This window comes from Paenibacillus sp. SORGH_AS_0306, assembly GCF_030819345.1.
Lineage (GTDB): Bacteria > Bacillota > Bacilli > Paenibacillales > Paenibacillaceae > Saccharibacillus > Saccharibacillus kyungheensis.
The window spans coordinates 2566820-2592316 of the sequence record NZ_JAUTBP010000001.1 but is presented as its reverse complement, the minus strand read 5'-3'; the positions used below and the strand labels follow the sequence as shown (position 1 = coordinate 2592316).

Here is a 25497-nt window from a genome sequence, read left to right as displayed (position 1 = left end):
TCACAAAAATAATGAACTAGGAGCCTACTTTATGTTTTTACAACCCGCTCAATGGTTAGAAATTGAAGAAAATGGTATTCATATATTAATCGAAATTACTGAAGACCAAGATGTACGATTATTGTATATTGGGACACATGCTTATCCAGAAGCCAAGCAATGGTCTGAAAAAAAGAGAGCTAAATTCAGAATGGTAGAAATACAAGCCAGTGGTGAAAATCACGATGATCATCATGGTTCTAAGCACACCGGTACATTACCTGCTAAAAGGCTTCATTTACAGCAGATAGAAGATATGCCTACAGATAAAGGTCGAAAACTTGTATTTCAGATGATAGATGTAAAAACAGATTTAGAAGTAGAAGTTCATATTCAGTTTTATAATCAAATTCCAGTAATTCGTTGTTGGACCACTATTACGAATAAAGGAAACCAATCGGTTGGATTAGAATATGTTTCATCGTTTGTGTATACAGGGTTATTGCCCGGCGGGAAGCAACCGAGAGATCAGCGTTATCAATTATCGATTCCCCATAATACGTGGTACGGTGAAGTACAATGGCAACACTATACTCTAGCACAGCTTGGGTTGCATCATGTCAATGAATTTTCGATGAAACGATTGAGTTATCAATCGACAGGAACATGGTCAAGCTCTCAGTATTTACCTTTAGCTTATATCGAAAATAAAGAAACTGGATCAGGTCTAGCATGGCAAATTGAGCACAATGGGTCTTGGCACTGGGAAATAAGTGATATGGTAGACATGTTGTATATTCAGGCGAGCGGACCGACAGAACAAGAACATCAATGGTGGAAAAATCTACAACCAGGTATGAGCTTTACTTCTGTTGCTGTTAGTGTTGCCTTATCAGCAAAAGGTATAGACCAAGCATTAGCCATTTTGACAGATTATCGTCGTGTTATCCGTAGACCTAATAAAGATAATCAACAATTGCCTGTCATTTTTAACGATTATATGAATTGTCTGTTTGGAGAACCGACTACAGAAGCATTGCTTCCTTTAATTGATGCCGCTGCTGAAATAGGATGTGAATATTATTGTATTGATTGTGGTTGGTATTCAGACGGTTATTGGTGGGATGGAGTAGGGGAATGGTTGCCTTCTCAAGCTCGCTTTCCTAATGGAATTGAAGAAGTATTAGCATATATTCGTCAAAAAGGTATGGTGCCGGGATTATGGTTAGAACTTGAAGTGATGGGAGTTGCTTGCGAGTTAGCGGATCAAGTGCCAGCCGAATGGTTTTTTACACGTCATGGACATCGTGTTATTGATCATGCTCGTTATCAGCTTGATTTCCGCCATCCAGGAGTGATTGAGCATGCCAATCGTGTGATTAACCGCTTAGTGAACGAATACAAAGTAGGTTATATCAAAATGGATTATAATATCAATGCAGGTGTAGGCACCGAATGGCAAGCAGATAGTTTTGGAGATGGATTGTTACAACATAATCAAGCCTATCTGAACTGGCTTGATCAGATCTGGTTACAATATCCTGATCTTGTGATTGAAAACTGTGGTAGTGGTGGATTGAGAATGGATTACGCTTTGCTCAGTAGACATAGTATTCAATCAACAAGTGATCAAACGGATTATCGCAAAAATGCTGTGATTGCAGCTGCATCGGCTTCAGCTGTGACACCAGAGCAAGCTGCTGTCTGGTCTTATCCATTGCGTGATGGACATAGCGAAGAAGTGATTATGAATATGGTTAATACGTTATTATTGCGTATTCATCAAAGTGGACATATAGCAGAAATTCAAGCAGATCATATAGCCTTTATTCGTGAAGCTATAACGTATTACAAAACGATCCGTCAACAGTTAGCACAAGGACAACCTTTTTGGCCATTAGGCTTACCTAGTTTTGGAGATGATTGGCTTGCCTTCGCAATGAATTGTGATAAAGTCATTTATTTGGCGGTATGGCGTATGACAGGAGAACCTGTACAATCTATACCTTTATCTGATTGGACTAACAAACAACTGTATATAAAACAAGCTTATCCTGCTGTACAAGACAGTACATTTGAGTGGAATCCGATTACTGGACTACTCAGTATAGAATTACCATCAGCATATTCGGCACGTCTTTATGAACTACATGGTATATAGAACGGGTTCATAATTTATTCTGAAAAGCAAAATAAAAAGCCAGCTGTTGTTAGGTATGATATCCTAAAACAGCTGGCTTTTTTGCTGATTTTATGAAGTAAGATATGAGTCACTACTATAATAGAAGTGTTTTATACCAGTACCACTTCTTGTGCTTTGTTCAAGTTAGGCAATTCGACAAGAGCGGATAGAACATCTTTGTTGACATCTTTATCAACTGTTAAGATCATAATCGCTTCGCCGCCTTCTTGCTTACGTCCTACTTGCATTGAAGCAATATTGACATCTTTTTGTCCAAGCAATGAACCTACATTACCAATAATACCCGGCTTATCCGTATGAGAGATCAAGATTTGGTGACCGCTTGGCAATACATCGACAGAGTAATCATTGATACGGACGATACGCTCGCCGTAACCTGCTAACAATGTTCCTGCTACACGAGGTTCTTCACCATTTTGTCCTTTAAGACTCACAGTGATCAAGTTCGTAAAGCCTTTTGTCGATGGAGCGCTTGTAATAATCACATTAAGATCACGTACTTTGGCAAGGTGCATCGAGTTCACGATATTCGCTTCATCACCCATATGACGGGCAAGAATCCCTTTTAGAATATAACGTGTTAATGGTTGTGTATCGACTTCAGATAGATCGCCTGCATAATCGATACGGATTTCTTGAATCGCTTGCGTTGCCATTTGAGCAGCAAAACTACCTAGTTTCTCACCGAGGGAGAAGTAAGGTTGTAATTTGTTCATCACACTTGCAGCTACTGGAGGCATATTAACCGCATTTTTGAACGGCTCATCACGTAAAATGTGTAATACTTGCTCGGATACATCAATCGCTACATTTTCCTGTGCTTCAATCGTAGATGCACCTAGATGTGGAGTAACGATAATTTGCGGATGACTCAAAAATGGATGATCAGCTTGAGGAGGTTCGCTTTCGAATACGTCAAAAGCAGCACCTGCAACAATACCATCATTTACAGCAGTGATTAGAGCCGTCTCGTCGATTACACCGCCACGTGCACAGTTAATAATACGCATGCCTTTTTTCATGACCTGGAATTGTGCTGTAGAGATCATATGTTTCGTTTCTGGTGTTAACGGTGTATGTACCGTCATAAAATCAGCATTACGTATAATTTCATCGACACTCGCTAAAGTAACGCCCATTTTATCTGCACGTTCTTGTGTTAAGAAAGGATCATATCCTAGAATCTCCATACCGAATGCTTTGGCACGCTTCGCTACTTCACTACCGATGCGGCCCATACCCAGTACGCCTAATGTTTTGTTACGTAATTCAACCCCGAGGAAAGATTTACGATCCCAAGTACCGCCAATCGTTTTGGCATAAGCTTGAGGGATATGACGAGCAAGAGCCATCATCATCGCAAAAGTATGTTCACAGGTAGTAATGGTGTTACCGTCTGGTGCATTAATCACAATGATACCGCGTTCTGTTGCAGCATTTAGATCAATATTGTCTACGCCTACGCCCGCACGTCCAACGACTTTGAGCTTGGTGGCAGCTTCCATGATTTTTTTGGTTACTGTCGTCTGACTACGTACAAGTAGAGCATCGTAGTCACCGATAATACCGACTAATTCATCTTCGCTAAGTCCAGTCTGCTTATCCACAATAATATCTTGAGCATCTACCAATTGTTGAATTCCTAGATCACTGATCGGGTCTGATACCAATACCTTAAACATTATTTCTTTCCTCCTCCAAAATGGTCAGTCTCTGTAAAATAATGAGTTATCATCTATATAAACATTCGTATCTGCTGTCAGCGCTAAAACAGCGATACAATGTTAATATCGTACCTAATTGAATTTGAAAGTTCAACGGGTGAACGCACTACCGCATGAAAGTGAAAATCATACAAAAAAAGCACTCATCCGCACACTACTACTGTAGCAAAGGGACGAGAGCTGTCGTGGTACCACCCTAATTCGCTGTTCTCTCACAAGAATCAGCCTTATGGTCAATGTTTTGACCGGATCGCTAACGGGATCAACCGACTGTACCTACTTGATTTCAATACAGTGACTCAGGATCGCTCAAAGATAACATTTGGCTTACCGGTTTGCACCAACCACCGGCTCTCTGAAAACCATCATGCTACTTTTTTCCTTCATAGACGTTAGAATCATTTAATTTTTCATAATGTAACATGGGTTACATATCATGTCAATACAGCAAAGAGAGAAAGTAATCAGAAAATTTCAAAATGAATTTTACACGAAACGATAATTGTATTCTAACGTAAAGATGTGAGAACAGCCAATCTTGAATAATTAGGAGCAGAGATAGAAGCTTGTATTCAATAAAGTGATATAATAGACCGATACACTATTTTATGCAGCCAAAGGATTGTGATTATGAGAAAAAGCAAGTTCCGTTCATTCAAAATTAAACGCGTACAACCTGAACAATTAACCGATAAATTATTATTGATTAATTTGTATTTAACTCAAGGCTTGACCTTGCTTGTTGGATTGATATGGATTTGGTTACAAGGACGCAACCCTTTAACATTATTACAATTGCCAACAGAACTTACTTTTATCGCATGGGGATTGGGACTTGCAGCGCTGATGCTCGTCGTAGATCTATTTATTTCCAAAGTTGTTCCTGAAAATAGTATGGACGATGGCGGAATTAATGAAATGATCTTCAAAAATCGCCCGTTATGGCATATTATTATTATTACACTACTGGTAGGGGTCTGCGAAGAAATATTGTTCCGTGGAGCTATTCAATATGCAGTTGGGCCTTATTGGACCAGCATTATATTTGCAGCTATTCATTTCCGTTACCTACGACATTGGATTCCTACAGCATGGGTATTCGTCAGTAGCTACGCACTTGGGTATATATATATTGAATCCGGAACATTGTGGGCACCTATATTATGTCACTTTGCGATTGACCTGATATCCGGTCTAATTATTTCATTGCGGAGGGAAAAATGAGCGAGCGCCTAAGCAGGTTAGAACGTTATAGTAATACAGCAACACGAGAAAGCAGACAATCGAGTAGAGTAGCCAGATATAGTTCTGGAGAAGAAGGGCTTCTAACAGGAAGTCGTATTCGCTTACCTGCGGGTCGTAAAAAGAATGCTACCAACACTGTTCGTGGAGCTATCAACGAACAAGGAGTGTTGACGCGTTCTAGAACAGGTGAAGTTAGTGAAACAGACGAAGAAGAGAACGAAAAAGATAAAGATTACGTACCTAGAAGTACGATTTATCCATCTCGCAAAATTAAAATTGCCAAGTTTTTTTACGGGTATCTTATTTTCTTATTTGTTGCATTGACGATTATGTTGTTATGGTGGGGGATTAAGCTGTCTGGGTTTATGCCGAATTGGTACTGGCTTCAGAATTTAGCGGGTCGTTCAGGTCTATAATAACTAGCTTGGTTATCATTATGAACATGAAAAAAGCAAGGGCACCAGTTATTCAACGGTGCCCTTGCTTTTTATCATTGTTTAAAGTGAATTAACGCATTTTAGGTTCAATCGCATTTGGATCAACAAAGGTATAACCTTTAGCTTCAAGCTTGGTCAAAAGTTCATCCAAAGCTTCTACCGTCCAAGGCAATTCATGCATCAAAATAATACTGCCGGAGTGCAATTGATCCATAACGTTCGAAATAACAGCGTCCGGATCTTTTTGATTGACCCAGTCAAGTGAACCTACAGACCAGTTCATATACAGCATGTCATGTTTTTTCGCTAATGCATGTACTGTATCGTTGGTAGCACCATTTGGAGCACGTAAAAAGCGCGGTGCTTCATTAATCGTATCTTCAATCAGCTTTTGAGTGTCTTCAATTTGCTGGGTTACTTTAGCTTTGGATTCATGTTTAAGTACGATATGATCTTGTGTATGATTACCGATAATACCACCACGATCATGAATTAGCTTCAGCAGTTCAGGATGAGTTTTGATCCGATAGCCATTTACGAAGAAGATCGCTTTGGCATGATGTTTGTCCAATGTATCCATCATACTATTGATCATTTTTTTCTCTTTCGGACCGTCATCAAAAGTCAAAAGAACTACTTTTTTAGGAGTTTCTTTGGATTCTTCGTTAGGTACGATATCATAATTTTTGTTCATATGATATGTATACTCAGCAGGAGCGGTAGCTTCAGTATCTTTAGCAGTTGTGCTTTCAGAAGACTGCTCAGGTGTAGTCGCTTCAGTAGAAGTTGTACCCTCGGTTGCTGGTGTGGTAGCTGTTTCGCTACTTTCTGGCGTTGTTGCAGGTGTGTTACTAGTACTTTGTTCGGTAGTGGCGGCAGGTGTCTCTGTAGTGGATGCTGGAGCTTGATTGCTACAAGCAGACAACATAATTACAGATAACAACAACCAACTTGCTGTTTTTTTTAACATACATTCACGCTCTTTTCTGTCTGAATTGTTAGAAAATAAAATCAATCAAAAGCACGGTGGAGCAAAATTCCGCATATGTAAATTAAATCCTTAAAGCATACGTAAGGTCAACCATAAATATGTAACGATAAGTTACAATATAGCCATAAATAGCAGTCGACGTTAAATGCACAAACTATCTTTTAAACCAAAAGAGGAAGAAATGAAACAAATTCCGAAAAAAAGATTGACAATACGTATTATTCTTATTCAGGCGTTTTAGTGCGTGCATTTAAGGATAATAAATGGTAACATACCTAATATAGCATTGCTATATCTATCATCGATATAAATAGGCAGTGACATAACCTGTATTCTACGATGGTTATGACCTATGTTTTCCAAGGGGGATCCTATTATGAAAATAGAACGACTAAGCTCAGACAAAATACGGATTTTCCTTACGTTTGATGATCTTACTGAGCGTGGAATTCAAAAAGAAGACATGTGGCAGGAAATTCCAAAAGTCCATGATCTTTTTACCGAAATGATGGATCAAGCTTATAGCGAGCTTGGATTTGATGCTACCGGTCCTCTTGCAGTCGAAGTATTTGCACTTCCTGCGCAAGGAATGGTTGTTATCGTGACGCGTGGCAAGTATGACCAACACTTGGGCACGATCAATGAAGAAGATATGGCTGACGAAATATATGAAATGGAAGTTACGCTAGAAGAAACTGATTTTATTGCGTATTCTTTCAAAGATTTTGAAGTTCTTATCGAAGCAGCTCATACTCTCTCCAAAAATGTCACTGAAGCCGGACGGCTGTACCATTATAAAGATAAATGGATTTTGACTATGGATCCTGCGGATGTTGATTTGACCAAACACGCCGCTTTGATCGCGGTATTAGCTGAATTTGGCGATACCACATCGTTAACGGAAGCAGTATTAGAAGAATACGGAAAAGTTGTTATGGCTGAAAATGCAATTGCGACAATCTGTGAACATTTTGATCGTAACGACTAAGTCCAATATAAAGGCACCTCAGGTATATCCTTCATCTTCATAGCGTGAACCGACCGGAAGGAGTTCCTAATATTATGATTTGGCACAACGTCGGACTGGGTTTACGCAAGAATGGAGGGAGAATATCGAGTGTCTTTATTTTCGATCATGATGGCAGCAATAGCTCCGGGTATTGCTCTGTTGATCTATTTTTACCTCAAGGACAGATATGAACCAGAACCACTCCATTTGGTTATCAAATTCTTTTTCTTAGGCGTGGCGATTGTATTCCCGCTTATGATTATACAACGGGCTATGGTGCTTGGATTAGGCGATAGTCCTTATGTGTTTTCCTTTCTCACTTCAGCAGGTGTAGAAGAATTTGCCAAATGGTTTATTATCTATCATATTTTGTACAATCATACAGAGTTTGACGAGCCTTATGATGGAATACTGTATACAGTAGCGCTATCATTAGGATTTGCAACTTTGGAAAATGTGCTATATGCCTTATATAACTCGATGTCAGTCATGTCGTTATTGTTACGGGGATTGCTTCCTGTTTCAGGACATGCGCTCTTTGGAGTGATCATGGGTGACTATATTGGTAAAGCCAAATTTACTACTACCAAACGCAAACGTAATATATTCCTTGCTTTAGGATTAATTCTTCCTATTTTCTGGCATGGATTATACGATCTGATTTTGCATATGATGAGTCAATATTGGTTATGGTACATTATCCCGTTGATGATCGTTCTCTGGTATGGAGGAATGAGTAAGATCACCCGAGCGAGCAACCGTTCACCTTTCCGCTTTATCAAACGTGAGGAAGAAGTTAATTTGTAATATTGTCATCAAAAGCAATCCGCTAATCTGTAGCTATAGTACAGAAAAGTGTGATTGCTTTTTTTTGTCTAAAATAGCAATTTATGAAGTATCATTTATACAACAAGATGGTATAATTCGTATAACTATATGATCATAAAGAAACAAGGCAGAAATATAGAAAAAGTATAGAAATGGTTAGATATTGTTCAAGGGGGAAGAAAGGATGTCAGTGAAGTCGGGTGACATGATTTATTTTCAATTTCAAGCGGTAGAAGGAGATCAGACAGAGATATATCAATCGATTGTAGGACGAGCGGATGACGATTCATTATATATCGGCCCATTAAGTCATAAAAAATCTTCTTCTGGCAAAAAGTTAACGTTGGGCGAAGAGTTGTATGCTTATTATTTAATCGACAACGAAATCAAACATTATTTCAGTACTATTGTAACAGGCTTCGATTCCACCTCTTCCTTGAGTCGTATTCGCAAACCTCTTCAAGAAGAAATTTCAGTCGTTCAAAGACGGCAATATTTACGAGTCAAAGCACAAATAGAAGTAGCAGTCAAAAAAGAAGATCATCGATTTGTAGCTATCACTGATAATGTAAGCGCTGGCGGTTTATCATTTACAACAGATGTAATGAACAAAGTGCAAAAAAATGATGTTTTAGAATGCTGGTTATTGATCCATATGAAAAATGGAAAGATCGATCATATTCCATTAACAGCGAAAGTAATGAATGTGCTTGACTCCACATCACTTACACCAAGATATTTATTGGAGTATACAGTGATATCGGAAACCGATCGGCAAAAAATGATCCGCTATTGTTTTGAACGCCAATTCGATTTTAGAGTGTTGTAAATGACTCGGGGTTTTTGCATGTTATATAGGACTGTGGTATAATTTGCTTGTCGCAGGCAATGCCTGCTTTTTTAGCGAGTTGTAGTATGAAGGTTGAGGGGGATTCCCGATTGGTACGCCAAGCATTAGAATATAGCGGGAAAATGAACATTGCGATTGACGGTCCTGCTGGGGCTGGTAAAAGTACAATAGCCCGATTAGTGGCTAAACGTCTCGGTTACGTATATGTGGACACCGGTGCAATGTACAGAGCAGTAACATGGCATATGCTACAGCGAAATATCGATCCAGAAAATACTGTAGAAGTGCTTCAAGAGGCGAAGAATCTGGTGATTGAATTGATACCGGATGAACATGGACAAAAAGTTCTAGCTAATGAAGTAGACGTTACAGCAGATATTCGTAGTCTTGCCGTAAACCGGATTGTGTCACGATATGCGCAAATCGAGGGGCTGAGAGTGAAGCTTGCAACTTTACAGCGGCAAATGGCTTTGCGCAAAGGCGTTGTAATGGATGGACGCGATATCGGTACTCATGTGCTTCCGGATGCAGAAGTAAAAGTATTTATGACTGCTACTGTCCAAGAGCGAGCAAGACGAAGATTTGCAGAAATGGATGGTTCGGAAAGTATTACATTAGAGCAACTTGAACGTGAAATTGCAGCGCGCGATCAATTGGATGAACAGCGTGAATTTTCTCCGCTCGTTTGTGCAGAAGACGCAACAGTGCTGGATACGACTTCGATGTCTATCGAAGAAGTTGTTGAAAGTATTATTGCAATGGCACAGAGTGTGCAGTCAGGGAGAGTCTGATTCATGGTATACACCATTTGTAGTACGATTCTACGCATTTTGTATATGTTTTTATTTAGGCTAAAAGCTGTAGGCAAAGAGCATGTTCCCGAGCAAGGTGGAGTATTACTTTGTTCTAATCATATTAGTAATTTGGATCCACCTACTGTAGGCATTATGCTGAATCGTAAAGTTCGCTTTATGGCTAAGGAAGAGTTATTCAAAGTTCCTGTTTTGGGACCTTTGATTAGACAACTTGGTGCTTATCCTGTCAAACGTGGCGGTGTAAGTAAAGAATCGATCAAAACATCTCTTCTGATTTTACGTGAAGGCGGTGTATTGGGGATTTTTCCTGAAGGTAGTCGTAATGCAGGGGATGCTGCTGCCAAAAATGGTGCTGCAAGCTTTGCACTACGAACAGATGCGGCTGTCGTGCCTGTAGCGATTGTAGGTCATTACAAGCTATTCGGCAAAACAAAAGTAGTCTATGGGCCACCTATTAATCTTGATGATTATCGAGGTAAAGGGGCAATAGGTACTGTAGATGAAGCGACAGACAAAATCATGCTAGCTATACGCCAATTAATTCAAGAAAATCAATAATGTTTAATGATGTTTTGAACTCTGCATTTTGCGGGTTTAAATAAATGGGGTTTGAATTGAGGAGGGTATTGACATGTCGGAAGAAAATAATAACCAAGAAACTACCGAAGTTACAAACCAGGAGGCGCTTGATCAGTTCGTCTCACTGAACAAAGGTGACACTGTCACAGGAACGATCGTCAAAATTGAAGATAACCAAGCTTATGTAAGCATCGGATATAAATATGACGGTATCATTCCGATCCGTGAACTTTCTTCACTACAAGTAGACAATGCTGCTGCAGCTGTTGAAGTAGGACAAGAAGTAGAATGTAAAGTTGTAAGTATCGACGATGAGAAAGAGAAATTGGTTCTTTCCAAACGTGCGATTGATAGCGAAAATGCTTGGGAAGTTCTTGAAAAGAATTTCGAATCAGGCGAAGTATTTGAAGTGACTGTATCAGACGTGGTTAAAGGTGGCGTAGTTGCTGATGTTGGCGTACGCGGTTTTATCCCGGCTTCTATGGTAGAACGTCATTTCGTAGAAGATTTCAGCGATTACAAAGGACGCACTTTGCGCGTTAAAGTAAAAGAATTGGATCGCGAAAACAACAAAGTCATTCTTTCACAAAAAGATGTTTTGGAAGCTGAATACGAAGCTAACAAACACACAGTGATGGAAAGTCTTAAAGAAGGACAAGAATTGACAGGTACAGTACAACGCTTGACTCAATTCGGTGCTTTTGTAGACGTTGGCGGCGTAGACGGTTTGGTTCACGTATCTGAGATCGCTTGGAATCACGTAGACAAACCATCTGATGTATTGTCTGAAGGCGACGAAGTCAAAGTAAAAGTACTTCGTGTTGACCCTGAAAAAGGTAAAATCAGCTTGAGTATCAAAGCTGCTCAACCAGGACCTTGGGATTCAGCTTCTGACAAATTCAACATCGGTGATATCGTTACTGGTGAAGTAAAACGTCTTGTGAACTTCGGTGCTTTCGTTGAGATCGCTCCAGGAGTAGAAGGTTTGGTTCATATTTCCCAAATCTCTCACAAACACATTGGTACTCCACAAGAAGTTCTTGAAGAAGGACAAACGGTTTCTGTTAAAGTACTTGATGTGAACACTGAAGAAAAACGTGTTAGCTTGAGTATTAAAGAAACAGAAGAAGCTCCTGCGCAATCTGCTAAACCAGAACGCAGCAACAACCGTGGCGACAGAGCTCCTAAACAAGAAGAATTAAACAACCCTAACGTATCTTTAAGCAACCAAGGATTGAGCATCACTCTTGGCGAACGTTTCGGTGACAAACTAAGCAAATTCAAGTGATTACGAGCGAGTGATTTTCTCGCTCGGTAAACGTCAACGTTCTAATGACGTTTACTCCTTAATCATAAGCGAGTGATTTTCTCGCAAAATAATCTAAATCATAGTACGGGCTTTTTATGGACGGTCCATTGATAGTAAAGCGACCGCCTTTCTAGTAAAAGTCACTCAATCAATCGGCGAATCCGCAATGGATTCGTCGATTATTGCTTTTAAAGGAATAAATGAATCCGTTGTAAAGTTCATCATAATGTTAGCCAAGTGCAATGTTTTTTGCTATGATGAAAAGCGGAAAGAATGAACAGGAGGAATGGATCGTATGGCAAGACCTGTAGTTGCAATCGTGGGCCGCCCGAATGTGGGAAAATCCACAGTATTTAACCGCATGATCGGTGATCGGCTAGCAATTGTCGAAGATAAACCTGGTATTACGCGTGACCGTATCTATGGAACATCTGAATGGAATGGTAAAGCATTCAGTGTTATTGATACCGGAGGTATCGAATTAGATGGGGAAGATATGATGCTGAAGTCGATTCGTATGCAAGCTGAACTTGCAATCGAAGAAGCAGATGTTATCGTATTTATGTGTGATGTCAAAAGCGGATTGACTCAATCTGATGAAGAAGTAGCTGGAATACTATATCGTTCAGGCAAGCCTATTGTTGTTGCGATTAATAAAGTAGATAACATGGGTCGTATGAATGATATTTATGAATTTTATAATTTAGGATTTGGCGATCCGATTGGAATCTCAGGAAGTCATGGTAGTGGTATGGGTGATTTGCTAGATGCGGTTGTCAAAGAATTACCTGAAACGGTTGAAGATGAATACGGCGACGATGTTATTCGTGTAGCTCTAATCGGTCGTCCAAATGTAGGTAAATCTTCATTGGTGAATGCAATTTTGGGAGAAGAACGTGTTATTGTAAGTAATGTAGCAGGTACGACTCGTGATGCGATTGATACACCTTTTGAACGTGATGGACAACGTTATGTATTGATCGATACAGCAGGTATGCGTAAGCGTGGTAAAGTCTATGAGAATACAGAAAAATACAGTGTAATGCGTGCGATGAAAGCGATTGAACGTGCAGATGTTGTATTAACTGTAATCAATGGTGAAGAAGGTATTATCGACCAGGACAAACACGTAGCTGGATATGCACATGATGCAGGTAAAGCAGCTATATTTGTAGTCAATAAATGGGATGTTGTTGAAAAAGATGACAAAACGATGCGTCAATTCGAATCGAATATTCGCGATCATTTCTTATTTATGAGTTATGCGCCTGTTGTATTTTTGTCTGCATTGACCAAACAACGTGTTCACAAATTGTTACCGGTTGTACAACAAGTTGCTGAACAACATGCATTGCGTATTCCTACTCATTTATTAAATGATGTAGTATCTGATGCAATTGCTATTAATCCTCCACCTACAGATAAAGGGAAACGGATGCGTATTAACTATGTAACTCAAGTTGCAGTTAAGCCACCAACCGTTATCGTATTTGTAAATGAACCTGAAATGATGCACTTTTCGTACGAGCGTTATTTGGAAAATAAAATTCGAGCGGCATTTGACTTTATCGGTACGCCGATTCGAATATTTACACGTCGAAAATCAGCATCAGATAATTAAGGAGAGAAGCATGTGATTTTATCAGTCGTGGCTATTATTATTAGTTATCTGATTGGTTCGATCAGCTTTAGTGTACTTATTGCTAAATGGCTGAAAGGAATCGATATCCGTGATCACGGAAGCGGCAACGCCGGAGCAACCAATACATTGCGCGTACTAGGCAAAGGACCTGCTATATTTGTACTTTTGTTAGATGCGCTCAAAGGTGTGGCAGCTATATGGCTTGGTGTTTGGTTCAGTATCGGGTTATCAGGACATACCATGTACTGGGTTCCTGCTTTGTGCGGAATAGCTGCTATTTTAGGGCATAACTGGCCGATTTATTTCCGTTTTCGCGGAGGTAAAGGAATTGCGACAACAATTGGCGTGTTGGCAACATTATGTATTGTGCCCACATTAATTGCAGGTGTATTTGCAATTGCATCCATTGTTATTACTCGTTATGTATCTTTAGGATCGTTAATTTTTGTAACGTTAACACCTATTGTTTTACTGATTCAGGGTTACTCTGCACCGATCATTACAGTGAGCATTATCATCTGGTTGCTTGCAGTATGGCGGCATCAGACGAATATTGTCAAAATATTCAAAGGCACTGAAAATAAAATCGGATCCAAAGCGGACAAGGGAGGAAACAAAGTTGTCTGAAAAAGTGACCGTTCTAGTAGCTGGTAGTTGGGGAACTGCGCTTGCTTCTGTTCTTGCAGACAATGGTCTACAAGTGACAATATGGGCACGCAGTGAAGAGCAAGTTGCCGAGATTAATCAACAGCACACCAATACAAAGTATTTGCCAGATGCAGTTCTGTCCACTCAAATTACAGCAACTTCTGATCTTGCTGCTGCTATGGATGGAACAAAAGCAGTTGTGATTGTGGCACCTTCCAAAGCGATGCGTCAAGTATGTAGCGATCTTAAACCATATTACCATCCTGATATGCTCTGTATTCATGCTACCAAAGGATTCGAAACGAAGACACTCAAACGTATGTCTACTGTCATCAGCGAAGAACTGGACTGTCTAGAGTCAGATGTAGTGGTCTTGTCTGGTCCTAGCCATGCGGAAGAAGTGGTTAAGCGTTTACCGACTACGGTAGTTGTCGCTTCTCACAATGCCAAAGCGGCAGCAGCGGCACAATCTTTATTTATGAATGAAGAATATTTCCGGGTGTATACAAATCTGGATCTGGTCGGAGTAGAGCTTGCCGGTGCACTTAAAAATATTATTGCATTGGGAGCCGGTATGGTAGATGGTCTTGGATTTGGTGATAATGCCAAAGCGGCTTTACTTACCCGCGGACTGGCTGAAATGGTACGTGTTGGTAGTGAAATGGGCGCTAATCCGTTGACCTTTTCTGGACTTGCAGGTATTGGTGACTTAATGGTAACTGCAAGCAGTCAACACAGTCGTAACTGGAGAGCAGGCTATATGTTAGGTCAAGGCAAATCACTGGATGAAGTGATGGCTTCGATGAATATGGTAGTTGAAGGTGTACGGACTACAGAAGCAGCACGTGATATTTCGCTAAAATACAATGTACAAATGCCGATCGCAGAGCAGTTGTATCATGTGTTATTTGAGCAAAGTGATCCTCGTACAGCCGTCGAGACACTTATGGGACGTAATCCCAAAAATGAAATGGAAGTCATGAAGCTAGAAACATGGCAACAATGGCATTCCTAATAAAGAAATAGGCAGGAACGATGGGGTATCAATAATCCTTTCGTTCTTTTTGCACAGGAAGGAGTAGGAAATCATGGTGGAAACGCAGCAGCAGGTACAGCAGAAAAAAGAGCTGATACCATCTCTGGAGCAGCTTGTTCGTCTGCTTCAACCGTTGGAGGAGCAATCTCCCTGGTTGCTTGGTGGAAGCTGTGGTCTTTTACTACATGGTGTGAAGTTAGATAAAGCTCCACGCGATATAGATCTTTATACAGATGAGATTCGAATAGAACATATTCATGGACAGTTAGCTAGTAAATTGCCTGTGTTAGATTATCCGGTACTTGACGAGACAAGAACATATCGCTCGACACTTAGTCATTACCAGTTAGATGCGTACACTGTCGAATTAGTCGGGGGATTTGAAGTACGGGCGAGAGAATCGTATTATCGTGTACATGTAGAGCCTGTTCTTTATCCTGCTGCTCCTGTATATACGCTAGAGGCTGGAAATGTTCATTTGATGCCATTAGCACATGAATTGATTTTTAATCTATTACGTGATCGACCAGATCGCTATGAGCCGATTAGTGAACGAATACGTGAGAACTCTCAGGATCATGCGTTACTTATCGAGCAGATGATACAACATAATGGATTTCATCCTCAATTTAGACAACGTATCCTTCGATTAGCTGGAATAGAACGGTAAAAGGAGAAAACAATGTCCAGAACAGACAAAGCTCAAGTCACCTTTTTGCCATCCGGTAAATCTATTCAGGTCAATACAGGAACAACAGTGCTGACAGCGGCACGCAAAGCAGGAGTTCATATTGCAGTTCGCTGTGACGGCAAAGCTGCTTGTTTGATGTGCAAAGTGAATACCCCTCATCCTTATGATGATGAAGGTCATTTGTGTATTTCAGCCGCAGAGCCAGCCGAATCACGTAAATTAGGAAGTTCCATAGGACAAGGTGTACGATTATCCTGTCAAGCTAGAGTACTTGGTGATTTGACGGTGGAAGTGCCCGAAGATCGACTAAAAGCCGCGATTCGCAAACAAATGGAGCAACAAAACGAAGATCTGAGTGATTGGTAGACAAAAAAGCGCAAAATGCTTGAAATTAAAGGGTGAGTATATTACTATAGGTTTGTTCCGCCTTCTGCGCTCTATAGGCAGCAGGTGATATTTTCGAAAATTCCGCGGTGTTTACTTATATTTCGTGCAAACGAAAAACCAAGCAGCAAGTGGAGCAATCGATATAAATACTTTGGGAGGTGAAATATATGAACAAATCCGAATTGATCGCGCAAGTATCAGAAACGACTGATTTGCCGAAAAAAGATGTAACTAAAGCAGTTGATGCTGTTTTTGAAGCTATCGCTGGTGCACTACAAAGTGGTGATAAAGTACAATTGGTTGGATTTGGTAACTTCGAAGTTCGTGAGCGTTCTGCACGTAAAGGACGTAACCCACAAACAGGTGAAGAGATCGATATCGCAGCTAGCAAAATCCCGGCTTTTAAACCTGGTAAAGCATTGAAAGATGGAATTAAATAAGTTATTACATATTCCATGTGCAGGAAAGACCGTGACGATCATGTTCACGGTCTTTTCCATATCTGATCTATGTTAAATACGAAAAGGGGATAACATTTATGGAATCACCGGACAACCATTATACGAATAGTGACTATATTGTGATCAAGGCGAAAGACAACGGAGTACAGGTAATCGGTCTAACCCGCGGACGCGATACTCGTTTTCATCATACAGAGAAGTTGGATAAAGGCGAAATCATGGTCGTTCAATTTACAGAGAATACATCAGCGATTAAAGTACGTGGCAAAGCAGAAGTGATGACCAAGCATGGCTCTATGAATACAGAAGATTGATATATGTTACAGTTGATCGTAAATAAACAATCTACCTAAATACTGGCTTCCTCATGTTTAATAGTTGATTAAGGTTGAGGAAACCAGTATTTTTCTATGCCATTCATTGACTTACAAATCTTCACTAGCCCTGTCTTGTCAAAAAAACATATGGTATAATGAACTGAAATGGCTTAAAAGTTATGTTTTAGGCTATACTATGTTTGTGAAAATAAAGACTTGCACTATAAAGGCGTCGGAGGCTGAGATGAAACCATACCGTTTGTTGGAAACATCCCGAAAATACACAGAATACGATATGATTCAAAAGCATACAGGAGTTCCCGAGTTTCCAGACACTCGTGTACATTTACTTCATGCCTTTTTGAATATGACAGATCATGATGAAAGTGTCTCACATCGTGGAGAATTATTCCCACTTGTAGCAGGTATTGTGCAGATGGCAATGGATACTCATGATATGATCGATACACTGGCTGTCCATCAGGAAGAAGAAGCGATGCGTTCTCGACAGTTGAATGTATTAGCAGGAGACTTTTTCAGTAGTCGCTTTTACGAGTTGTTAGCCAAAGCTGGCGAGATTGAGATGATTTCTTTGCTTAGCGCGGCAATCTGCGAAACGAACCGTCTTAAAATGAATTTATATCATGATGTTCAAAGTAAACACTTTACTGCTGAGCAATATGTGCAGTCGCTTACACAGCTTAAAATGGAGCTGTTTATTTTGTTTACACCGTATATTTCTACAGAAGTATCGTCATTATGGCAAGCGTTGTTGACTGATTTTAGCCGTGCTGAGATTCTGGCTAACGAATTAACACGTCTACATGGAGAACAAGGTCCATTTGGCAGCTTTGCTTTGTATCAGGTACTTGAGCATGTACAAGCACAGACTAAAGAGCATCTAGTGAATGATCACGTAACAGTACAACAATGGAATGAATGGGATCAGACTTATCAGATCACTGCACATCTTCGTTCAGAGCTAAGCAGTGTATTAGCGGATATCTCACAACGTCTAGAACAAGCAGGTCATGCGGAGTTGCAGACTGAAGTATTACAGTTAACGGACTCTTATCAAGCATTAGTGTTGAATCAAGAGCAATAATGTTAGTGCGAAAGCAGAATATTGCCAGAGTACCTATTTTAAAATGAGGTGATTGTATCGTGACCAAACCAGAAGCTGTCAAACCGAAAGAGCAATTCGTACAATCCGTTTTTGAGTCGATTGCTCCAAAATACGATATGATGAACGATTTGCTTAGTTTCCGTCGTCACAAAGCATGGCGCAAATTTACAATGAAAAAAATGAATGTACAACCAGGCAGTTCAGCACTGGATGTATGTTGTGGAACATGTGATTGGACACTCAGTATTGCTGAAGCTAGCGGTACCGGTCAAATCAAAGGGCTGGATTTCAGTCCAAATATGTTACAAGTTGGTCAGAACAAAATCAATCGTGATGGCTGGAGAGACAATATTACACTTACTCAAGGGAATGCAATGGATCTTCCATACGAAGATAATTCTTTTGATTATGTAACGATAGGATTCGGACTACGTAATGTGCCAGATCTGGTGCAAGTGTTAAAAGAAATGCAGCGTGTGGTAAAGCCTGGCGGTATGGTTGTTTGTTTAGAACTTTCCAAACCAACATGGCAACCGTTTAAAGGGCTGTATTATTTTTATTTCCAAAACTTATTGCCACTTATGGGCAAACTTGTAGCCAAACATTACGAGCAATACAAATGGCTGCCTGATTCACTCAAGCTGTTCCCGGGACGTGCAGAACTGGCGCAAATATTCCGAGATGTTGGGCTAGATAATGTTCAGGCGTACCCCTTAACAGGCGGTATTGCGGCACTTCATATTGGGATCAAGGAGAAGTAGAATGTTTAAGAAATTTAAAGTATTTTTAGAAATGATTAAAATAGAGCATACGCTGTTTGCGTTGCCTTTTGCTTTTATGGGAACCATTTTAGGATCATATGTAATCAATGGTCACTTGCCTTCATGGACACAGATTGGTTGGATTTTGCTAGCGATGATTGGTGCGCGTACAGCTGCAATGAGTCTTAACCGTCTAATTGATCAGGTGTTTGATGGTAAAAATCCACGTACAATGATGCGTGCGATTCCAGCCGGTCTTTTGCGTTCAAGCGAAGTTGTACTATTTACACTAATTTCGTTAGTTATCTTTTTCTGGGCAGTAACACAATTAGATCCGTTAGCATTAAAATTATTACCGATTGCTATCTTTATGCTTGTGATCTATTCCTATACCAAACGTTTTACTTGGCTGTGTCATGTCGTGCTTGGGATGACACTAGGTCTAGCGCCATTAGGTGGTTGGATAGCAGTAACCGGTCAATTTAGCTGGACAGCGATTGTATTTTATATTGCGATTACGTTTTGGACAGCAGGTTTTGATGTGATTTATGCTTGTGCTGATGAAGAATTTGACCGCGAAGAAGGATTATATTCGATTCCAAGTCGCTTCGGAATTGCTAAAGCACTTAAAATTGCACAAGGATTTCATGTGATTACAGCAATCGGTCTAATTGCGATTGGTGTTATGGCTGGACTGGGCTGGTGGTATTTTATCGGTGCTGTGATCGCACTGGCTATTTTGTTCTATCAGCATTATATTTTGACACCAAAAGATTTAAGCCGTCTACAAACATCCTTTTTCACCTTAAATAGTACACTTAGTCTGATCGTATTTGTATTTACATTGATCGATCTGGTGGTGAAACAGTGGTGGTAAATTCTACAGAACATACAGCGAAACAACGCTATATTGTAGGAATTACAGGAGCTAGTGGTTCTATATACGGTATTCGATTAACCGAGGTGTTGTTATCCCTCGGTTATACTGTTCATTTAGTGATCTCGAATGCGGGTTGGCGCGTACTTAAAGAAGAGATGGATTGGGAAGCGTCTAGCAGAGAAGAAATGTTAGAGCAATATTTTGGTAAATGGTCAGAACAATTGGTATATCATTCCTTTTCTGATATCGGAGCAACGATTGCTAGCGGTTCTTTTCGGGTTAAAGCGATGATCATTGTTCCTTGTTCGATGGGGACTCTTGCTAATATTGCAGGTGGAATGTCAGCGAACTTAATGACACGAGCAGCAGATGTTGTGCTTAAAGAGGAGCGTAAATTGGTTATAGTACCAAGAGAGACTCCACTTCAAGCGATACATTTAGAAAATATGTTAAAACTAGCACGTATGGGCGTGAGTATTGTTCCGGCTATGCCTGCTTTTTATTATCGTCCCAAAACATTGGATGATACGGTCGACTTCATGGTTGGCAAGGTGCTCGATATTCTGGACATCGAACATCAATTATTTGAACGATGGGGGAATGGTCGTGAAAAGTTTTGAACAACCTTTCAAAATTGGTAAAATAGAATATACAAACGATTGGCCGGTGTATCATCATTTTGATCCGTCGGCTCTATCCTTGCCCGCAGAGATTCATAGCGATCTTCCTGCTAACTTGAATCGGGGTTTGTTAGAAGAAACATTGTATCTTACACCGGTGTCTTCATTTGCTTATGGTACGCGCTCGTCTGATTTCTGGTTATTGCCTGATCTATCTGTGAGTGCTAAAAATGCAGTCGGATCGATTCTTCTGTTTTCCAGAAAGCCAATTGCAGAACTGGGAAATGGAACGATCGCGCTGACTAATACGTCAGCTACTTCTATCAATCTTCTCAAAATTATTCTGAATAAGCGTTATCACCTTACGCCAGAATACATTTCGATGGACCCGAGCTTGGATGAAATGATGGAACAAGCGGATGCAGCTTTATTGATCGGTGATCATGCGATTGCCGCCGCGCAAAAAGATACAGGTTATATCGTGACTGATCTAGGACAAGAATGGAAGTCATGGACAGGGCTAAGTATGACATTTGCTGTATGGGCTGTTAACAAACAATTTGCAGCTACATATCCTGAATTTGTAACCGAAACAGCACAGCAATTGGTAAAAAGTAAACAGCGTTCTATCGCCGATCTGAATCCAGTGATTCAAGAAGCTCAGCAAAAAATGGGTGGCGATCATGCGTATTGGAAACACTATTTTCAGCAATTATGGTATGATTTTGGAGAAGCAGAGCAAAAAGGTTTAGCATTGTATTTTCAATATGCATATGAGCTTGGATTGCTAGATCATGAAGTACACATGGAATTATGGACTGACAATACACTAACACGGGTGAACGAATGAAACTACTGGATATTTTCGGGACACTAAAAAAAGACATGAATGTGATAGAACGACAGCTTAGTCATAGTATAGACAGTGAACATCCTCTATTAAATGAAACATCACTTCATTTGCTCAAAGCGGGAGGCAAACGGCTTCGTCCCGCTTTTGTGTTGCTTGGAGGCAAGTATGGTACGTACGATCTGGATCGTCTAAGCAATGTAGCCGTTGCTTTGGAATTGATTCATATGGCTTCACTTGTACATGATGATGTAATTGATGATGCAGACACACGCCGCGGTCAACCGACCGTCAAATCCAAATGGGATAACCGGATTGCCATGTACACAGGCGATTATATTTATGCCAAAGCATTGATGATTGTAGCACGTTTGGAAAATCCGCAAATTCATCAGGTATTATCGAAAGCGATGGTACAGATGTCTATTGGTGAGATGGAACAGATTAGAGACTTTTTCAATACAGGACAAAGTATTCGTCGTTATTTACTACGGATTCGTCGCAAAACAGCGCTATTGATCGCAATCAGTTGTCAATTGGGTGGAATTGCTGCTAATGCGCCCAAAGAAATCACGCGTGAATTATACCGATACGGTTATAACGTCGGTATGGCTTTTCAGATTCGTGATGATGTGCTGGATCTCTGCGGAACCGAGAAACAACTAGGTAAACCACCTGGTAGCGATCTGCGTCAAGGGAATATTACGATTCCTGTTTTGTATGCACTTCAAGATGAATCACGTAGAGAGCCGTTACTTGCAGAGATTACAAGAATCCATAATGCTAATGGCGAGACAGATGTCACTACAGCAGTACGTATGGTACGTGAAAGTCAGGGAATACAAGAAGCTGAATTATTAGCGGATCGTTATATTCAAAAAGCGATGCATGCGCTTAGTCAGTTGCCAGCAGGTAGAACGCAAAAGCACTTGCAAGAGATTGCTAAATTTGTAGCTAATCGTTCACATTAATCTACAACAATGTTCGACAATTTTATGTTTTATTGCAGAATATAGAAGATTGTGCAAAATAAAATGCTTGGCTATACGTAAAATATTTACTAATTGCTAATAGAGTGGGATCATACGGTCGATATATACATTACAAAGCATATTGAATAGCGGTTCAAATCACTATTTTGTCCAAATATTCGATATGTCCAGTAATGTATACCGTTCAGGTTTGAGTACAATCAGAAAATGTCGAAAATTGCTATGAAACGCTTCCTTTCTGTAAACAGTGGTTTCTGTTAGAATACACAGGTGGGCATCATTACCAACTATGCCCAGTAGCAGATCACATTGTAGATAATGGGAGAGTGAACCAATGGAACGCACATTTTTGATGATTAAACCTGATGGTGTGCAGCGGGGGTTAATAGGACGCATTGTCAGTCGTTTGGAGGACAAAGGCTTTAAGCTGGTAGGTGGCAAGTTCGTAACCGCAACAGAGGAACAGGCAAAGCGTCATTATGCAGAGCACGAAGGCAAAGCATTCTATGATGGTTTGATCAGCTTTATTACTTCAGGTCCGGTGTTCGCTATGGTCTGGGAAGGTGATGATATTATCACAATCTCTCGCATGGTTATCGGCAAAACCAAAGTAACTGAAGCACAACCTGGAACGATTCGTGGTGACTTTGCTAATCATACTCCACTCAATCTGATTCACGGTTCCGATTCAGTTGAAAGTGCTGAACGGGAGATTGCTAATTTTTTTGACGAGAACGAATTAAGCGTTTACGACAAAAATATTTCAGCATGGATCTAAACATACCCTCGCATGGACTGCACTTATAATGATGATCAAGGAAGTGATCCCATGCTTATTAATGATACTATTCATTCAGACCCGGACTATGTAGGTTTTATAAAAAAAGTAAAAGATAATACTGGAATCGATTTGTCTCAATACAAAGAAGCTCAAATGAAGCGTCGTCTGACAACATTACGTACCAAAAATGGATTTTCTACATTTAGCGCGTTTTTCGATGCAATGTTGAAAGACAAAACGTTATTTTATGAATTTTTGGATCGTATGACAATCAACGTGTCTGAATTTTGGCGTAACCCCAACCGTTGGGAAGTATTGCGTGATTCGATTTTACCGCAATTGCAAAAAAACAACGGTAAAAACTTAAAAGTATGGAGCGCAGCTTGTTCTACAGGTGAAGAGCCATATACATTGTCGATGATCCTGTCTGACAAAAATCTTTTATCCAGTACTACTTTACATGCTACGGATATTGATGACGGTGCATTGGAAAAAGCTAAAAAAGGAATGTATTTGGAACGTTCATTAAAAGATGTTCCTGCTGATGTTGCCAAACGCCATTTTACAGCAGATGGTCACATGTTCCATATTAGTGACTCGCTGAAAAAAGCGGTAAATTTCCGTAAAGGTAACCTACTGACCGATACGTTTGAAACAGGATACGATCTAATCGTATGTCGCAACGTGATGATTTATTTTACAGAAGAAGCCAAAAACATGCTGTATCATAAATTCGCAAACAGTCTGCGTCCTGGTGGAGTATTATTTGTAGGCAGTACGGAGCAGATTTTTTCTCCGGCACAATATGGGTTCGAGACATCGGAAACATTCTTTTATTACAAAAAAGGCTGATTTTCGCTTGATCTGTAATAAAAAGTGCACATGACTGAGGCTAGAAATACGCGATACTTATTCATGTATAGACTCATTTTCTAGATCTAATCTACAGAGAATCTATGCAATCCATTTAAATAAAAACACGCTGCTGGTATCGTCTATGACGAAAAGGTGGCGTGTTTTTTATGATAAATAGCTAGTAACAATAGATTACATCAATGTTTTACCCTTTCTTGTCAAACCAATAGATGCTGTACTATAATAAGCAAAGATAATTACGGATTTTAGCAATGCACAGTTTAACAGTTTAAAGGTGGGAACGCAACAATGAGTTTACGTTATTTAACAGCAGGGGAGACACATGGTCCCCAATTGACTGCGATTATCGAAGGATTACCAAGCCAGCTAGAGCTGGATTTTGAAGCATTGAATTTCCAATTGGCACGTCGTCAGAAAGGATATGGACGAGGTCGCCGGATGCAAATTGAAAAAGATACAGCTGATATCGTAGGCGGTGTACGTCATGGATATACAACAGGAGCACCGGTAGCCTTGGTTGTAGCTAATAATGACTGGAAGCACTGGACTAAAATTATGAATATTGAGCCGATGGAAGGTACAGACGAAGAAAAACGTCGTGTACATCGTCCACGTCCAGGTCATGCTGATCTGAATGGCGGTCTTAAATATAATCACAAAGATTTGCGTAACGTGTTAGAACGTTCTAGTGCACGTGAGACAGCGATTCGTGTCGCTTGTGGAGCTGTAGCACGTCAATTTCTTGAAGCATTTGGTATCAAAGTTGCCGGACAAGTCATTCGTATCGGTGAAATTGTAGCACCACCTCATAATCTTCCACTGGATGAGTTAATTGCACAAACGGAAGAATCTTCTGTACGTGTGGTTGATAAAGAAACCGAGCAAAAAATGGAAGCTTATATCGAACAAATCAAAAAAGAAGGCGACTCGATCGGTGGAGTGGTTGAATGTATTATTGAAGGCGTTCCTGTCGGTCTGGGAAGTTTTGTTCAATATGACCGTAAGCTCGATGCACGTATCGCTCAAGCCGTTATGTCGATCAATGCTTTTAAAGGTGTAGAGATCGGTATTGGTTTTGAAGCAGGAGAACTTCGTGGTTCACAAGTACATGATGAGATTTTATATAACGAAGAGCGTGGATATCATCGTGCTAGCAACCGTCTGGGTGGATTTGAAGGTGGAATGACGAATGGTATGCCGATCGTTGTCCGCGGAGTAATGAAGCCTATTCCAACATTGTACAAACCGCTACAAAGTGTAGATATCGATACCAAAGAAGCTTTTACTGCTCAAGTGGAACGTTCTGATGCTTGTGCTGTACCTGCCGCTAGCGTTGTGCTTGAAAGTGTTGTTGCCTGGGAAGTAGCCAAGGCTTTCCTTGAGAAATTTGGCGGCGACTCGATGGATGAGATTCGTAACAATCTTAAAAATTACCTTGCTCAAGTGGAGCAATACTAATG

At 40.2% G+C, this 25497-nt stretch carries 27 protein-coding genes and 1 other annotated feature; of the genes, 25 read left to right on the top strand and 2 right to left on the bottom strand.

Annotated elements, in window-relative coordinates:
* The first annotated feature begins 31 nt into the window (after nucleotides 1–31).
* Nucleotides 32–2140, top strand: a complete 2109-nt coding sequence (locus QE450_RS11225; RefSeq protein ID WP_307299387.1) for an alpha-galactosidase — start codon at nucleotides 32–34, stop codon at nucleotides 2138–2140.
* A 131-nt stretch (nucleotides 2141–2271) separates the two neighbouring features.
* On the opposite strand, the gene serA is transcribed toward QE450_RS11225, so the two are convergent.
* On the bottom strand, nucleotides 2272–3864 hold the full coding sequence (gene serA, locus QE450_RS11220) for a phosphoglycerate dehydrogenase (protein ID WP_274172405.1): 1593 nt from the start codon (nucleotides 3862–3864) through the stop codon (nucleotides 2272–2274).
* Between the two features lie 208 nt (nucleotides 3865–4072).
* Nucleotides 4073–4302: a binding site (T-box leader), on the bottom strand.
* Between the two features lie 234 nt (nucleotides 4303–4536).
* Between serA and QE450_RS11215 the strand changes: the two genes are divergently transcribed.
* Both QE450_RS11215 and QE450_RS11210 read left to right on the top strand, forming a co-directional pair.
* The gene (locus QE450_RS11215) at nucleotides 4537–5130 is read left to right on the top strand and encodes a type II CAAX endopeptidase family protein (protein ID WP_307299385.1); all 594 of its coding nucleotides are present in this window, start codon (nucleotides 4537–4539) and stop codon (nucleotides 5128–5130) included.
* Nucleotides 5127–5567 carry a hypothetical protein gene (locus tag QE450_RS11210; protein ID WP_273612881.1) on the top strand — a complete coding sequence of 147 codons (441 nt, stop codon included), beginning with the start codon at nucleotides 5127–5129 and terminating at the stop codon, nucleotides 5565–5567. The genes QE450_RS11215 and QE450_RS11210 overlap by 4 nt, the downstream gene beginning before the upstream one ends.
* A gap of 91 nt (nucleotides 5568–5658) precedes the next feature.
* Here QE450_RS11210 and QE450_RS11205 read toward each other — a convergent pair whose 3' ends face one another.
* The gene (locus QE450_RS11205) at nucleotides 5659–6558 is read right to left on the bottom strand and encodes a polysaccharide deacetylase family protein (protein ID WP_273612880.1); all 900 of its coding nucleotides are present in this window, start codon (nucleotides 6556–6558) and stop codon (nucleotides 5659–5661) included.
* A gap of 397 nt (nucleotides 6559–6955) precedes the next feature.
* Here QE450_RS11205 and QE450_RS11200 point away from each other — a divergent pair, with 397 nt between their 5' ends.
* The 22 genes from QE450_RS11200 to aroC all read left to right on the top strand — a co-directional run bounded on the left by QE450_RS11200 (nucleotide 6956) and on the right by aroC (nucleotide 25495).
* Entirely contained in the window at nucleotides 6956–7567 is a 612-nt protein-coding gene (locus QE450_RS11200) for a genetic competence negative regulator (RefSeq protein WP_069327899.1), read from the top strand.
* A 129-nt stretch (nucleotides 7568–7696) separates the two neighbouring features.
* Entirely contained in the window at nucleotides 7697–8395 is a 699-nt protein-coding gene (gene prsW / locus QE450_RS11195) for a glutamic-type intramembrane protease PrsW (protein WP_204823492.1), read from the top strand.
* A gap of 205 nt (nucleotides 8396–8600) precedes the next feature.
* Complete coding sequence (locus QE450_RS11190) at nucleotides 8601–9245, top strand: flagellar brake protein (RefSeq protein WP_307299381.1); 645 nt, start codon at nucleotides 8601–8603, stop codon at nucleotides 9243–9245.
* Between the two features lie 110 nt (nucleotides 9246–9355).
* Nucleotides 9356–10057 (top strand): (d)CMP kinase, encoded by a 702-nt coding sequence (gene cmk / locus QE450_RS11185; protein ID WP_373461972.1) that lies wholly within the window; start codon nucleotides 9356–9358, stop codon nucleotides 10055–10057.
* Nucleotides 10058–10060: 3 nt separating this feature from the next.
* Complete coding sequence (locus QE450_RS11180) at nucleotides 10061–10639, top strand: lysophospholipid acyltransferase family protein (RefSeq protein WP_204823498.1); 579 nt, start codon at nucleotides 10061–10063, stop codon at nucleotides 10637–10639.
* A 73-nt stretch (nucleotides 10640–10712) separates the two neighbouring features.
* Nucleotides 10713–11948 carry a 30S ribosomal protein S1 gene (gene rpsA, locus QE450_RS11175; RefSeq protein WP_204823499.1) on the top strand — a complete coding sequence of 412 codons (1236 nt, stop codon included), beginning with the start codon at nucleotides 10713–10715 and terminating at the stop codon, nucleotides 11946–11948.
* A gap of 316 nt (nucleotides 11949–12264) precedes the next feature.
* Nucleotides 12265–13590, top strand: coding sequence for a ribosome biogenesis GTPase Der (gene der, locus QE450_RS11170; RefSeq protein ID WP_274172408.1), 1326 nt, complete (start codon nucleotides 12265–12267; stop codon nucleotides 13588–13590).
* A 12-nt stretch (nucleotides 13591–13602) separates the two neighbouring features.
* A complete protein-coding gene (gene plsY / locus QE450_RS11165; protein WP_273612877.1) occupies nucleotides 13603–14238 on the top strand; it encodes a glycerol-3-phosphate 1-O-acyltransferase PlsY in 636 nt (211 codons plus the stop codon).
* Nucleotides 14231–15274 (top strand): NAD(P)H-dependent glycerol-3-phosphate dehydrogenase, encoded by a 1044-nt coding sequence (locus tag QE450_RS11160; RefSeq protein ID WP_273612876.1) that lies wholly within the window; start codon nucleotides 14231–14233, stop codon nucleotides 15272–15274. The genes plsY and QE450_RS11160 overlap by 8 nt, the downstream gene beginning before the upstream one ends.
* Before the next feature lie 73 nt (nucleotides 15275–15347).
* Complete coding sequence (locus tag QE450_RS11155; protein WP_273612875.1) at nucleotides 15348–15965, top strand: hypothetical protein; 618 nt, start codon at nucleotides 15348–15350, stop codon at nucleotides 15963–15965.
* Nucleotides 15966–15977: 12 nt separating this feature from the next.
* Nucleotides 15978–16352 (top strand): 2Fe-2S iron-sulfur cluster-binding protein, encoded by a 375-nt coding sequence (locus QE450_RS11150; RefSeq protein WP_273612874.1) that lies wholly within the window; start codon nucleotides 15978–15980, stop codon nucleotides 16350–16352.
* Between the two features lie 188 nt (nucleotides 16353–16540).
* On the top strand, nucleotides 16541–16813 hold the full coding sequence (locus QE450_RS11145) for an HU family DNA-binding protein (protein ID WP_069327910.1): 273 nt from the start codon (nucleotides 16541–16543) through the stop codon (nucleotides 16811–16813).
* Nucleotides 16814–16911: 98 nt separating this feature from the next.
* Complete coding sequence (mtrB, locus tag QE450_RS11140; protein WP_204823510.1) at nucleotides 16912–17148, top strand: trp RNA-binding attenuation protein MtrB; 237 nt, start codon at nucleotides 16912–16914, stop codon at nucleotides 17146–17148.
* A 247-nt stretch (nucleotides 17149–17395) separates the two neighbouring features.
* A complete protein-coding gene (locus QE450_RS11135; RefSeq protein ID WP_307299370.1) occupies nucleotides 17396–18256 on the top strand; it encodes a heptaprenyl diphosphate synthase component 1 in 861 nt (286 codons plus the stop codon).
* Between the two features lie 59 nt (nucleotides 18257–18315).
* Nucleotides 18316–19038, top strand: coding sequence for a demethylmenaquinone methyltransferase (locus QE450_RS11130; RefSeq protein WP_273612872.1), 723 nt, complete (start codon nucleotides 18316–18318; stop codon nucleotides 19036–19038).
* Nucleotide 19039: 1 nt separating this feature from the next.
* Nucleotides 19040–19915, top strand: coding sequence for a UbiA-like polyprenyltransferase (locus QE450_RS11125; protein ID WP_274172412.1), 876 nt, complete (start codon nucleotides 19040–19042; stop codon nucleotides 19913–19915).
* Entirely contained in the window at nucleotides 19909–20538 is a 630-nt protein-coding gene (locus QE450_RS11120) for a UbiX family flavin prenyltransferase (protein ID WP_274172904.1), read from the top strand. Before QE450_RS11125 ends, QE450_RS11120 begins: the two co-directional genes overlap by 7 nt.
* Entirely contained in the window at nucleotides 20519–21388 is an 870-nt protein-coding gene (locus QE450_RS11115) for a menaquinone biosynthesis protein (protein ID WP_274172905.1), read from the top strand. Before QE450_RS11120 ends, QE450_RS11115 begins: the two co-directional genes overlap by 20 nt.
* Nucleotides 21385–22359 carry a polyprenyl synthetase family protein gene (locus tag QE450_RS11110; protein ID WP_069327916.1) on the top strand — a complete coding sequence of 325 codons (975 nt, stop codon included), beginning with the start codon at nucleotides 21385–21387 and terminating at the stop codon, nucleotides 22357–22359. Before QE450_RS11115 ends, QE450_RS11110 begins: the two co-directional genes overlap by 4 nt.
* Before the next feature lie 355 nt (nucleotides 22360–22714).
* Complete coding sequence (gene ndk, locus QE450_RS11105; RefSeq protein WP_204823516.1) at nucleotides 22715–23158, top strand: nucleoside-diphosphate kinase; 444 nt, start codon at nucleotides 22715–22717, stop codon at nucleotides 23156–23158.
* A gap of 51 nt (nucleotides 23159–23209) precedes the next feature.
* Entirely contained in the window at nucleotides 23210–24013 is an 804-nt protein-coding gene (locus QE450_RS11100) for a CheR family methyltransferase (RefSeq protein WP_273612868.1), read from the top strand.
* Nucleotides 24014–24325: 312 nt separating this feature from the next.
* Nucleotides 24326–25495 (top strand): chorismate synthase, encoded by a 1170-nt coding sequence (gene aroC / locus QE450_RS11095; RefSeq protein WP_274172413.1) that lies wholly within the window; start codon nucleotides 24326–24328, stop codon nucleotides 25493–25495.
* The last annotated feature ends 2 nt before the right edge of the window (nucleotides 25496–25497 follow it).